The following is a 12,546-nucleotide window of genomic DNA, read 5'->3' as shown; positions in this document are numbered from 1 at the left end:
CCACTACTTGTGGTGGATGGGGTTGTCGATGTAGAAAAATTCGGTGGGTGGGGAGAAAAATGTGATCTTCGTCTAAATATGCCGAAAAACATGAAAATCTTCCGAAAATTCCCCCAGATGATGGCATCTACTGTTGTTGCAATAATGCGATTATCGACTGGTAAAGTGAGCGACTCAGTAAATAAAAAAGCCACTGAGCTGGAGTTGTGACCCATACTTTTCGACACTTATTTTAGGTCATTGATACCGAGGTATCAAGACAAAACTCCAGCTCAGCAGCGGTATCTTCAAATATCCCCCTGCGGAGAATATTAAGTTGTGGTGCCCTGCTGATGCGTCAACATCAGTAGGGCTACGACGTGATGCTGGCGACCACAACCAAACATCGCGCCGGGCTTTTGGTGACTTCATGAAATTATAGGCCTATAAGGGGCCTAAGGTCCATGGTTTCGCAATAATTTCCAGATTTGGGGTTAGTAATTGGGGTGGTTGAACGATTCAGAATTCATCCTCAACTGCAAATAATTGGATAGAGAGTCTGTGTTAATTCTCAACCGCGGTAATTCATCCCATCTAGGTAGCCAAGGCAATAATCCCAAGGTAGATAGGCATCTGGGTTAGGGTTAGCACTGGGTTCATGTACCGGGCTTAGCTCCCCAGCAAGCGTCGAACGCATATTTGCTGTCATGATGTCCCAATCATAAAAATGTTGTTGGTCACAATCCTCGCAGTAGAAGAAAATTCCGTTAATGCCACGTGGTTGTAAGGCAGCCTTGAATTTCCTCACTAGGATGAGATCACGCTCAATTTGGATTCGTTCTTCTTGAGTGAGTGGCGGCATCGGGTCGTCATCGTCGAAAAGCGAGGCTGGATCGTTAGGATCATCAGCGAACGGGTCACGGGGCATTTGCCAATCAAAAGTCACGCCCTTAACCCTAAAGCCCTTATAAAGAAGTATCAAGCTTCACTATTTATGCTGCAAGAATATTTTGTGGTGGTGTGGCGTTATAGCTAACAACCGGCGCTGCAATTCTACTTCCGTTCATAGATAGCGCTAGGCTAGACAAAACACCACAGCAGTATTGAGGAGGATCTTTGATGACGCAACAGCGCGTGACCACTGGTGGCGATGACCCTAATAAAGTGGCCCTTATTGGATTGACTTTCGATGATGTATTGCTTTTACCCGATGCCTCCGATGTTATTCCCTCAGAAGTTACTACCACCACCCAACTCACTCGCAATATCAGTCTCAATATTCCTATTGTGTCTGCGGCGATGGATACCGTGACCGAGGCTCGTATGGCAGTTGCTATGGCTCGCGAAGGCGGGCTTGGGGTGCTGCACCGTAACCTTTCCATTGAAGAGCAAGCTCAGAATGTGGAAATAGTGAAGCGCTCTGAATCTGGGATGGTGACAGATCCCATTACTTGCAGTCCCGATATGACCATTGCTGAGGTGGATGCTCTCTGTGCTAAATATCGTATCTCTGGGTTGCCGGTGGTGGATGAGGCTGGCACACTAGTGGGCATTTGCACTAACCGTGATATGCGCTTTGAGGCTGATTACAGTCGCAAAGTATCTGAAATTATGACTCCTATGCCGTTGTTCGTGGCACCTGAAGGCGTAACGAAAGAAGCAGCGCTTGAACTGCTGTCTGCGCATAAGGTCGAAAAGCTCCCTATTGTTTCAGCTAATAATAAACTCGTTGGACTCATCACCGTCAAAGACTTTGTCAAGACCGAGCAACACCCTAACGCAACTAAGGACGCTTCAGGGCGGTTATTGGTTGGTGCCGGCATTGGGGTAGGAGAAGAGTCTTTCCAGCGCGCTGGAGCGCTTGTTGACGCCGGTGTTGACGTGTTAGTGGTTGATTCTGCCCATGCTCACTCCCGTGGTGTTTTGGAAATGGTGAGTCGCGTGAAAGCAGAATTCGGTGACCGCGCCGATATCATTGGTGGCAATCTTGCCACTCGGGCTGCTGCTCAAGCAATGATCGAGGCTGGTGCCGATGCGGTGAAAGTGGGTATTGGGCCAGGGTCTATCTGTACCACCCGGGTGGTTGCTGGTGTCGGTGCCCCGCAGATTACGGCGATCATGGAGGCTTCTGTGCCTGCTCGTGCTGCTGGGGTGCCCATTATCGCCGATGGCGGTATGCAGTTCTCTGGTGATATTGCTAAGGCCATTGCCGCAGGCGCATCCTCTGTCATGCTCGGATCTATGTTGGCGGGAACTACTGAATCGCCTGGCGATGTTGTGGTCGTCAACGGTAAACAATACAAGCGATACCGTGGCATGGGCTCTATGGGGGCTATGCAAGGGCGCGGCCTGACCGGTGAAAAACGCTCCTTCTCTAAAGACCGTTATTTCCAGGCTGACGTGAAGAGTGAAGACAAGCTAGTGCCTGAAGGGATTGAAGGGCAAGTACCGTTCCGAGGCCCCATCGAGGCCATTACCCATCAATTGGTTGGTGGTCTGCGTGCCGCGATGGGGTATACCGGATCTGCTTCGATTCTGGACCTGCAACAAGCGAAGTTTGTGCAGATCACATCCGCGGGCTTGCGGGAATCTCACCCCCATCACATCCAACAGACTGTTGAAGCGCCAAACTATCGGTAGCCAGGGGAATTAGCGGTCTTATTGTAGCCACATTCGCATCTTAAGCTGGCTTGTCTGGGGCTCGGCTTCCTTGGTGTAGCAGCAGAGATGAGCCAATATGCCTTATAGCAATGGGTATCATGAGTGCTGAGCTGGAGTTTGGGTTAGCCCCTGTGCTGCTCGGGGCATCGTGGGTGGTTATTGGGCCATCATGATTGCTTTGAAGGGGCTGATTTTAGAACTCCAGCTCAGCACTTCTGCCATTGATTATGGTGATGGTGTTTGAGGCGTGCCCGGAATATTTTTGGGTGTGGGAACCATCGTTTTGAGGCGTTTTCGGGGTTACTTTGAGATTTCAGTGGGCTTCAGGGGAGGTTGCAGAGTAATTGTGTGCAGGTAGAGATTGTGCTGAGCTGTACTTTCTCGATTCAGTAAGGTATTGGCGGTAAGAGCTATGAGGGAACTCCAGCTCAGCATGTTTACTATCGTGGCTTCTGTGGTAGTGGGAGTCTTCGGGATGATATTTTTGACTATCTAGGTTGCTAAAAGGGGATGTGGCCATTGATGGATTCTGTGATTTATGTCCGTATTCTTGTGAAACAAAACATTTGTGTCTGAGGCAAAAATAATGTTAAAAACACCCGTACTTACCAGGAGGTAGAGAACGCTTTTCCTGTCTTATGCCTGGTCCGCCAATAACCCCTGAAGAGGGCAATTACGGTAGCAGGATGCCGACAACGGTAAAATGCGGTGTTTGCTTTGCCCTGCTTGTGCCCGTTCGGGCAATGTTAAATTGAACACGAGGCGTTCTATCACTGGTTTTGGAGGGCAATCGAGGTAGGATTAGTGCGATAGTGCACAAGCCTTGAAGGAGGAAACCAGCTGATGCGGGATTATGTAGAAATTGGGATTGGGCGCAAGGCACGCCGAACATATTCACTGGAGGCAATCACAGTTTTACCCACTCGTCGCACCCGCTCCTCCAAAGAGGTTGACACATCATGGAATATTGATGCCTACTCCTTCGACATTCCTTTTGTGTCACATCCAACCGATGCCATTGCCGATCCAGAATTCGCCATTGAAATGGATCGTCTGGGTGGTATGGGAGTCATCAATGCAGAGGGCCTGTTAGGTAGGCATGTTGATGTTGAGGCGGCAATTGACCAGGTGGTCGCTGCTGCCCGTGATGAAAACGGTGAATTCAGCTATCACAATACTGATGCAATTGCCAAGTTGCAGGAACTTCATGCTGCGCCTTTAGACACCGACCTCCTGAGCGAACGCATCAATCAAATCCGGGCGGCCGGTGCTACTGTTGCGGTGCGGGTCTCGCCCCAAAATGCTGCCGAGTTGGCCCCAGTTGTAATTAAGGCTGGTGCCGACCTGTTATTTATCCAAGGAACCCTGCTGTCTGCCGAGCACTACTTGTCCCAAGGAGAACCACTAAATCTGAAGGAATTCATCGCTTCTTTAGACATTCCGGTCATCGTGGGTGGGGTTTCTGACTACACCACAGCCATGCATATGATGCGTACCGGTGCCGTGGGGGTCATTGTTGGTGCCGGCGATGGCATCAATGGCGGCGAAGCCCTGGGCATTCAGCCTGCCCTGGCCACTGCAATTGCAGATGTGGCAGCTGCTCGCAGGGACTATTTGGATGAGACCGGTGGGCGCTATGTGCACATCATTGCTGACGGTGAAATCTACACCTCAGGCAATGTTGTGGTTGCTATTGCCTGTGGCGCAGATGCTGTGGTTCTGGGATCCCCACTGGCTACTGCAAAAGAAGCTGCTGGTAAGGGCTATTTTTGGCCTTCGGCTGCGGGGCATCCTCGGTTCCCGCGTGGTCGCGTCGAACCCGTGAGTGAGGTAGATCCCGAGCAGCGGCCCAGCCTGGAAACCCTGCTGTATGGCCCCTCAAGCGACCCATCGGGAACCCAAAATTTCGCGGGCGGGTTGCGGCGTGCCGTTGCAAAGTGCGGTTTCCAAGACCTGAAGAGCTTCCAAAAGGTCGAGTTGGCCTATCGGATTGGTTTCTAACCACTAGCTTTTCGACGTCGCAGTTCCCACACAAGCGGAAACAACCAAACACACCGCTAGCATTCCCAAAACTCCCATGTGTTGATTCAGCAGGAGCCAGCCGGCGGTGGCAGCCACCGCCGGCTCCATGCATAAAAGAATGCCGAAAGTACTGGGAGGAAGGCGTCGTAACGCAAGAAATTCCAGCGTGTAAGGGACCAGTGATGCTAGTATCGCTGTGCCTATCGCTAGAAGTAGAAGATGCGCGTCAGTAGCTACCATGAATAAGTTTGCCATGCCAAGTGGAGTTGAAGGCAGGGATCCAATCAAAAGTACTATGGCAATAACTCCAGTTCCCGTCACCTTTTTACCGGCATTGTCTGCAGCTAAAATATAGAGCGCCCAAAACAGTCCAGCGCCCAACGCACAAACCACCCCAATCGGGTGCAGCGACGACAACCCGAGCAGCCGCTCCACCCCAAACAACCCAACACCTACCATGGCCAATCCCACCCACAACACGTCCCGGATACTGTGAGATAGCACAGCCGATAACACCAAAGGTCCGATAAATTCAATCGTCACAGCTGTACCCAGAGGGATATGGCTGATTGCGACATAGAAAAACGCGTTCATTATTCCCAACGACAAGCCAAAGAATGCCACACTTACCCATTGTGATCGTGACCACTGGTGTGCCTGAGGGTGCATCACCAAGGTCAGAAGTAAACCTGATAGAAACAATCGGCATAGCGTGGTTGTCCACGGGCCCACGAGTGGGAAAAGTGACATTGCTAGTGCGGCACCGAACTGCAATGACACACATGAGCCAAACACAAGTAAAATGCCTGTGACCTTGTGGGACTGGCGCATGGGGATAATGTTAGTGCCTTATTGGTGGCGCTGTTCCCAGTTATAGTGGGAAACCATCGGTACAATTGACCAAGACACTTCATGTCGAAGACACCATGGAAGGAAATACCGTATGCAAAGAATCGACATCCAGGTTCGTCCCCAAATGCCTATTATTTCCATTTTGGGTTCGCAAGACGTGCCAGAAACTATCACCATGTGGTGTGAAACCCCAGCGCTCACTACCTGTGATTCTCGCCAGGTTTCTGTGGGCATTGGTCAGATTCACCCAGATGATGATTATCCGGTCACGTTATTTGTGTGTAATACGATTCCCATTGTTGCTGAGGAGTTTTTCGCCACCGAGCTCACCCTTAAGGCTGGTGAGGTTGAGGTGGATGGAGCTGTCGCTGCCACGTCTCAAGGGAAGGCCGGTGATTCTGGCATGCGTTTTACATTGCCATGGCAGGGGCGCACATTACTACAATTTGCTGCCCCAAATGGATATAAAGAGGCTAAAGGCGGCATCCAGGTGCCGAATTCTCTCGACATTTACCTTTCTGCCGTAGCCTAGCGGCTAAGCAGTGGGGGATTAGGGGTTGATTGGGGCGCGTATCCCAGAAAAGCGTGGTTTTGGTCGTGAGTGCCGGACTAACTTAGTGATGTTGAAGTTCTTGATCGCACTGCCAAGCTGGGGTAACAAAAGTGCTGTGTTCCATTCCAGCGGTTTCGGGATGTGAAGGATCTATTTTTCTGAAACTCCAGCTCAGCAAACTTACTATCGTTGTGGCTGAGGTGATTGGGGTGGTAATGAATGTGAGATTTTCAATCCGGTTTTGAACAGATCGGGTTATGAGCTGTACTTTCTCGATTCAGATAAGGGTGAGCGAAGCTCCCATTAACACAACTCCAGCTCAGAACTCTTGAAGCTCAGGTGTGGGCGATCCTTTGTAAGTGCTTATGAATATAAGTGGGGCCCTAAGGGGCCTGTAACCCCATGATTTTGTGCTGCAATCTTGCTGAGCTGGAGTATCGGGGTGGGGGAAAGCTACGTTGAGGTGGGTTTCGGGGTTGTTCGCACTGCTAAGCTGGGGTAACAAAAGTGCTGTGGTTTGCTCCAGCGGTTTTCAACCGGTAGAAAATCCGCTCATTCGGAACTCCAGCTCAGCAAATCAGCTACTGGTGAAATCTTCGGAAATCTTCTTGACCGTGGGCATGTTGCGGGCATTCACAGCCAAAATGCGGCGTAGCATTAGGGCCCGCACCGATCTCATGAGTACACTATCTAGCTGTGACGAAACAAACCCACCCCCATAACCCTCATAAACATAATCCGGTGTTGGTCGTGGACTTCGGGGCGCAGTACGCGCAGCTCATTGCGCGACGAGTACGTGAAGCCAAAATCTATTCCGAAGTTATTCCGCACACCGCCACGATTGCGGAAATCAAGGCGAAAAACCCCGCCGCTTTAGTGCTTTCCGGTGGTCCAAGCTCTGTCTACGAATCCGGTGCTCCGGCCCTGCAATCGGAATTGCTCGACTTGGGAATTCCCGTCTTTGGAATTTGCTATGGCTTCCAGGCCATGACCCACGCACTAGGTGGCACGGTTGCTAACACCGGCAACCGGGAATATGGTCGGACCGATCTCACTGTTATCGACCCTGGGGTGCTCCATGCCGGTTTGGAAACCACTCATAAAGTGTGGATGAGTCATGGGGATGCTGTGTCGGCAGCCCCTGAAGGCTTCACTGTCACTGCTTCTTCTGCTGGTGCCCCCGTCGCAGCATTCGAATGCGCGGCTCGACGGATGGCCGGTGTGCAATACCATCCCGAAGTGCTGCATTCACCCCATGGCCAGGAGATTCTGGTGCGCTTCCTCACGGAGATTGCTGGATTAGAACAGAACTGGACCCCCGCGAATATCGCCGATGAATTGATCGAAACCGTGCGCGAACAGGTGGGTGATACCAGCCGCGCTATCTGCGGATTGTCCGGTGGCGTGGATTCGGCAGTGGCCGCGGCCTTGGTGCAGCGCGCCATTGGTGACCGACTGACCTGCGTGTTTGTTGACCATGGTCTATTGCGCGCCGGAGAGCGTGAGCAGGTGCAGACCGATTTTGTGAAGGCAACCGGGGCGAAGCTAGTCACGGTGGATGAGCGGGAGGCCTTTTTATCTAAGCTTGCTGGGGTCACAGACCCAGAAGCAAAACGGAAGGCAATTGGCAACGAGTTCATTCGGTCGTTCGAACGTGCGGTTGGTTTGGTGTTGGCCGATGAGCCGGCCGATACCGTGGGCGCTGTGGAATTTTTAGTGCAGGGCACGTTGTACCCAGATGTGGTGGAGTCGGGTGGGGGCGCTGGCACCGCGAACATTAAGAGCCACCATAATGTGGGAGGATTGCCTGAAGATCTGGAATTCCAGCTGGTAGAACCGTTGCGGTTGCTGTTTAAAGATGAAGTTCGGGCGGTGGGCCGCGAGCTGGGCTTGCCTGAAGAGATCGTGAATCGGCAGCCATTCCCCGGTCCTGGTCTGGGCATTCGTATCATTGGTGAGGTGACGGAGGACCGGTTAGAAACCTTGCGCGCCGCGGATCTCATAGCCCGCACCGAATTGACCAATGCGGGCTTGGATAATGAAATTTGGCAGTGCCCAGTTGTATTGCTTGCCGATGTTCGTTCCGTGGGAGTGCAAGGGGATGGCCGTACCTACGGCCATCCCATCGTATTGCGGCCGGTATCCTCAGAGGATGCCATGACCGCCGATTGGACTCGGCTGCCTTATGATGTGCTAGAAAAAATTTCAACCCGCATCACCAATGAGGTTGATGGGGTGAATCGGGTGGTATTGGACTGCACGTCGAAACCACCAGGAACCATTGAATGGGAATAAGCTCAGGCTTGGGCTTTGAGTTGGAGGTGATTCCATTCCAATTCGATGCAATCGGGAATACGCGCAAGATAGGCATCAATAGCGATGACCTGCTTGCGGGTGGGAAGAAACTCATCTTCCATGTCAAACTTTTTGACTTGGGTTAGCCAGTCATAGACGTCGATCCAATCCCACACCTTTTGGCCAGCACCAATGGTGGAAAACTGGTGCGGGAAGGGAGTGGTGGTGAGCATGGTCCACTTTCGGACTGCTTCCTTGGTGACCCCCACCCGGTCGGCAATATCTGATAAGGACACCAAATCTCGATAGACGGATTCGGCTACTACCTCGGGGAATGCCAGAGTGATTTGGGAGATCGAGTCGGCGACAGTTGAAATGATATCGTCAGTGTCGTCGATGGTCAGAAGCAGCATGGTCACGTCGTTCTTCGTGGCCAGTTCCGCTCCCCATTGTTCGTAGAGGCGACAAGCAGTAGCGTCGTCGGACATGTCGAGTCCGGTTACGCGAAGAGGGATGATGGTAGTCATAACGCTGTGTCTAAACCGCCTTACTTTGATAACTAGCCAGTGGTGTGGTTGACAACTGGCAACTGATTTTATGCGGTTTAAACGCAAGCATCAAGCGCCGGGGCAGGCAGCGGGGGGAGGCTCACGCCTCTGACCAGCACCATTACCGGCGTGTGGGTGTTAGGGGGTGATAATTAGGAGGGGAGCGATCTCAGTTGACTATTAAGTTTGCGTAGTCGTTCCCAACATTGTTTCACGTCTTGTCGATCACGGCTTAAGGGTTTTAGCAGGGATCGGACATTGCGTGATTCATCGTTTGCCGCTTGCGACATCTCCGATATATTTGCTGTGCATATTCTCGCTCGGTTGGTGGGTAGTTTCTTTAATATAGAGGTCAAAGATTCTTCCAGGTCCTCAACCTTGCTAAGCAGCTCGTCAAGTTCGGTGTCTAACTGGGCGCTATCGAAAGCCTTCTCGGTTTCCGTTAGCTTCATCTGTATATTGGTGGCATTGATGAGCTGTTCCAGGTTATCGAGGGATTGGGTGACCTCTCTAACCGTAGAGTCCGCAAATTTGCTATGCGGACAGCGAACTATATCTTTGCGCTTGGATTTTAGAACATTTTCCTGGGCGCGCCCGGTGGAGAAGACTCGGAAAGAGCAGCAACCGGCGGGGCAGGTTAATCTAAAGGCATTGTGGTTGGTTTCCTCTATCAAGGTCCAACCGTGAAGCTTGGCCACATCGAAGAGTTCATTGACCGTTTTTTTGGGGTGTTTCGGCCATGACTGCTCGCTGGTGTAGTTTCTTTTTCCCATGATGTTACTACTCCTTATATGAGCCCCCGAAATAGGGGTATTGTGTAAATCACTCCAATGTAATTTAGTCTCAGTAATATTAATGAGTTGCAAAAACTCAAAAATGACAAAACTACAGTTGGAGCCCTTGTTAACTTTGCTACCATTCTAGCAATATTTGAAAAATGAACAGCGGGACACCAACGAAAACGGCTGATTATTTTCCAGATTTCCCGCCCAGGAACTTGCACAGAATCGGAAAATGCGCTAGTAAGGGTTAGAAAAAGTGAAGCTTTTTGACCGGGTGGGTTACGGGCATTAATTCCTCTTCATGATTCTTCAAAGTGATTATTACCCCCACCGTATTACCTCATTTGGGGGAGGGTGAGCGAAAAATGCAGGTGCTTTACAACGCGCATAATCGTCGTAAAGCACCTGCTACAAGACGACGTATCGGTGGTATGAGCCGTTATTTTGTATCCACCTTTACGTCGCCAAGATTTTTGGTCATCGTGATTGTTACTAACCCGCCCTTGGCCTTGGGGTTTATGATGTCCTTCGGGCATTCTGCAATGCCAGAATTGTCGATGCATTCCACCTTGAACCGGGTCTTGTCCCCCAGCACCACGCGGACGTCGCCAAGATTATTACTGATGCTCACGGTATGATCCTGCTTTACATCGGAGAGCTTGGCGAAATCCGTAATGACGTCTCCCATATTGTGGTCATAGTTGCCTGCAATCTCCTGCTCCGTAGTGATCTGCGTATATTGGGTGCCCGTGGCTTCCAACAACGCGACAAAGGTGCCAAAGATGATGGCTAAACCAATAACCACGCGGGGCCACCGGCTTTTTTTCTTTACCGGTGGTGTGGGAACCATCCACATTGTTGGGTCGGTGGTCACATAGTTGATGGACCCCGGAAAACCGGGGGTCATTGCCGGATTCCCGTATTGCTGATTCACCAGTGGATCCCACTGCGGCATCGTTGTGGTGGGGGCAACGAATGGGGCGACAAACCCCGGTGCTGGCAAATATCCCGATAGGTCCACTTGGTCGGAAAACTGGAGATTTTCCCGCCCCATCATCAGCCCCTCTGGCGGGTTAGGAACATGCTGGTTTAACGCCCACCAGGTCAGGGCAGCCACCCCGAATGTGGCAATCAGCACGCCACCGTTACCGATCCTTAGGGGCCCGGTGATAAGAATCATGAGAATGAGGGCAAACCAGCCAACTCTTCGATCCCGGGAATACCGCTTATCCAGGGACCTGAAAAGCACTTCAATGGGTGCCTTATCCACGGAGTACCGGGGGAAGATAAGCATGCACATCAAATAAAGAGTGACCCCTGCCCCACCAATGAGGGTAATCATAGCGAAGGCCAACCGCACTATCGTGGGGTCGATACGGTATCTCACACCAATACCCTCACATACGCCACCAACCCAGTTCGAACCGTTTTGCCGCCGGGGAAACCGGGGCGGTCGGCTGTCCCACATGCGTCGCCACGTATTCGCGGTGGTGCCGGTAGGGACAATAAAATTAGCGTCTGGGTCGGTGACGGGATCATAATAATAAGAGTTGGGACCACTGGTGTTCATACTCTTTATTCTCCTGGGGGACATAAGAAAAAACATCGGGGGTTGCCCTGATTTCCGCCCTGAGAACCAAAATCCGGGACTACCCTGATGCTTCTCAGCGAAAAATCATGGAAACATAGAAAGCATGACACTCGCCCCTGCATATCCCAAATATCTCCGGCGCCGCGATAGTGCGGTGGTTGCCGGTGTGGCCAGCGGCCTAGCGGCGCACCTGCGGGTTAACGTTGCCTGGATTCGCATTGCCTTTGTTGTGTTATCCGTACTCAATGGATTGGGCGCTGGGATATACATTGGCCTGTGGATTCTCTCAAAATCCGTGACCGAAGGTCAACCGATTCCAGATCGGTTTAATAAGCTCACATCACTCACTCTAGTGGTGGCAGGATTGTTGCTTACGTTGGTAGGCGTTTTCGGCGTTGCCGCCGTGAGCCTGTGGATTGGAATTCCGCTGCTTATCATAGCGGTGGGTTCATCCCTCGCATGGTTCGCCTATGACCGATTCGAATCCAAAGGCGCATCCATTGCCATTATCGCCGGAGCATTGCTGGTGATCAGCGGCCTATTATTGGCGGCCTACCACTGGGAAGAACGAACCACATTCAATGCGGCGGTCGGCACCGTGTTGTTGACCATTACCGGGATAGCTGCCCTTATCGTGCCGTTTGGCCTGCGGTTATGGGAAAAATTCTCCGCCCAGCGGGAGGCACAACTTATCGCCGACGAACGCGCCGAAATCGCATCCCGCCTGCACGATTCCGTGTTGCAAACTTTGGCACTCATCCAAAAACGTGCCAACAATCCCGAGGAGGTTGTGCGATTGGCTCGCAGTCAGGAACGCGAATTACGGCAGTGGCTTTTTGACCCCGTGACCGATGTGACGGTGCTTGCCGCATTACAACGAGCATCTGGCGAGGTAGAGGATACGTTTGGCGTGCGGATCACGCCGGTGACAGTGGGTGAAGACATTCCGCTTGACGACGCCAACCAGGCGTGTGTCCTCGCAGCCAGGGAAGCCATGGTCAATGCCGCGAAATACGCTGGTGACAGCAGTATCGATGTGTATGCGGAGACCTTTGGCGGGCTCACCATCTATGTGCGTGACCGAGGGCCTGGCTTTGATCTGGATGCGATCCCTGCCGACCGTCATGGGGTGCGCGACTCCATTTTTGGCCGGGTGGAACGTGCCGGGGGTGAAGTTACCATTCACTCCACCCCTGTGGCAGCAAACCCTGAGCAACATGGAACGGAGGTAGAGATTCGATTGCCAGCACAGTAAGAATAGAT

General features: G+C 51.9%; 10 protein-coding genes. 5 read left to right on the top strand and 5 right to left on the bottom strand.

What is annotated here, in order from left to right:
• Positions 1 to 550: 550 nt before the first annotated feature.
• Entirely contained in the window at positions 551 to 925 is a 375-nt protein-coding gene (locus tag HBA49_RS09595; RefSeq protein ID WP_005524145.1) for a DUF5319 domain-containing protein, read from the bottom strand.
• 173 nt (positions 926 to 1,098) lie between these two features.
• On the opposite strand from HBA49_RS09595, the gene guaB reads away from it, so the two are divergent.
• Together guaB and HBA49_RS09585 are read left to right on the top strand one after the other, a co-directional pair.
• Positions 1,099 to 2,619: an IMP dehydrogenase gene (guaB, locus tag HBA49_RS09590; protein WP_005519860.1), complete on the top strand. Its 1,521-nt coding sequence runs from the start codon at positions 1,099 to 1,101 to the stop codon at positions 2,617 to 2,619.
• Between the two features lie 864 nt (positions 2,620 to 3,483).
• Positions 3,484 to 4,641 carry a GuaB3 family IMP dehydrogenase-related protein gene (locus HBA49_RS09585; protein WP_005523911.1) on the top strand — a complete coding sequence of 386 codons (1,158 nt, stop codon included), beginning with the start codon at positions 3,484 to 3,486 and terminating at the stop codon, positions 4,639 to 4,641.
• 3 nt (positions 4,642 to 4,644) lie between these two features.
• On the opposite strand, the gene HBA49_RS09580 is transcribed toward HBA49_RS09585, so the two are convergent.
• Positions 4,645 to 5,493, bottom strand: a complete 849-nt coding sequence (locus HBA49_RS09580; RefSeq protein WP_005524436.1) for an EamA family transporter — start codon at positions 5,491 to 5,493, stop codon at positions 4,645 to 4,647.
• 112 nt (positions 5,494 to 5,605) lie between these two features.
• Between HBA49_RS09580 and HBA49_RS09575 the strand changes: the two genes are divergently transcribed.
• Together HBA49_RS09575 and guaA are read left to right on the top strand one after the other, a co-directional pair.
• Positions 5,606 to 6,046 carry an ATP-binding protein gene (locus tag HBA49_RS09575; RefSeq protein ID WP_005519864.1) on the top strand — a complete coding sequence of 147 codons (441 nt, stop codon included), beginning with the start codon at positions 5,606 to 5,608 and terminating at the stop codon, positions 6,044 to 6,046.
• Between the two features lie 717 nt (positions 6,047 to 6,763).
• Positions 6,764 to 8,362, top strand: coding sequence for a glutamine-hydrolyzing GMP synthase (gene guaA / locus HBA49_RS09570; RefSeq protein WP_005524723.1), 1,599 nt, complete (start codon positions 6,764 to 6,766; stop codon positions 8,360 to 8,362).
• A gap of 2 nt (positions 8,363 to 8,364) precedes the next feature.
• Here guaA and HBA49_RS09565 read toward each other — a convergent pair whose 3' ends face one another.
• The 3 genes from HBA49_RS09565 to HBA49_RS09555 form a co-directional block, all read right to left on the bottom strand.
• Positions 8,365 to 8,889, bottom strand: coding sequence for a hypothetical protein (locus HBA49_RS09565; protein WP_005519867.1), 525 nt, complete (start codon positions 8,887 to 8,889; stop codon positions 8,365 to 8,367).
• 173 nt (positions 8,890 to 9,062) lie between these two features.
• Entirely contained in the window at positions 9,063 to 9,683 is a 621-nt protein-coding gene (locus HBA49_RS09560; protein WP_005519869.1) for a hypothetical protein, read from the bottom strand.
• A 448-nt stretch (positions 9,684 to 10,131) separates the two neighbouring features.
• Positions 10,132 to 11,262 carry a PspC domain-containing protein gene (locus HBA49_RS09555; RefSeq protein ID WP_005524482.1) on the bottom strand — a complete coding sequence of 377 codons (1,131 nt, stop codon included), beginning with the start codon at positions 11,260 to 11,262 and terminating at the stop codon, positions 10,132 to 10,134.
• Positions 11,263 to 11,386: 124 nt separating this feature from the next.
• Here HBA49_RS09555 and HBA49_RS09550 point away from each other — a divergent pair, with 124 nt between their 5' ends.
• On the top strand, positions 11,387 to 12,538 hold the full coding sequence (locus HBA49_RS09550; protein ID WP_005524338.1) for an ATP-binding protein: 1,152 nt from the start codon (positions 11,387 to 11,389) through the stop codon (positions 12,536 to 12,538).
• Positions 12,539 to 12,546 lie beyond the last annotated feature (8 nt).

Source organism: Corynebacterium matruchotii, assembly GCF_011612265.2.
In the GTDB taxonomy this organism is placed as follows: Bacteria; Actinomycetota; Actinomycetes; order Mycobacteriales; family Mycobacteriaceae; genus Corynebacterium; species Corynebacterium matruchotii.
The sequence above is the reverse complement of the archived record's forward strand: the minus strand, read 5'-3'. Positions and strand labels throughout refer to the sequence as shown.

Bases quoted from the DNA above. Each gene is read 5' to 3' on its own strand.
- guaB (WP_005519860.1), top strand. From the start codon at position 1,099: ATGACGCAACAGCGCGTGACCACTGGTGGCGATGACCCTAATAAAGTG.
- HBA49_RS09585 (WP_005523911.1), top strand. From the start codon at position 3,484: ATGCGGGATTATGTAGAAATTGGGATTGGGCGCAAGGCACGCCGAACA.
- HBA49_RS09580 (WP_005524436.1), bottom strand. From the start codon at position 5,493: ATGCGCCAGTCCCACAAGGTCACAGGCATTTTACTTGTGTTTGGCTCA.
- HBA49_RS09575 (WP_005519864.1), top strand. From the start codon at position 5,606: ATGCAAAGAATCGACATCCAGGTTCGTCCCCAAATGCCTATTATTTCC.
- HBA49_RS09565 (WP_005519867.1), bottom strand. From the start codon at position 8,889: ATGACTACCATCATCCCTCTTCGCGTAACCGGACTCGACATGTCCGAC.
- HBA49_RS09560 (WP_005519869.1), bottom strand. From the start codon at position 9,683: ATGGGAAAAAGAAACTACACCAGCGAGCAGTCATGGCCGAAACACCCC.
- HBA49_RS09555 (WP_005524482.1), bottom strand. From the start codon at position 11,262: ATGAACACCAGTGGTCCCAACTCTTATTATTATGATCCCGTCACCGAC.
- HBA49_RS09550 (WP_005524338.1), top strand. From the start codon at position 11,387: ATGACACTCGCCCCTGCATATCCCAAATATCTCCGGCGCCGCGATAGT.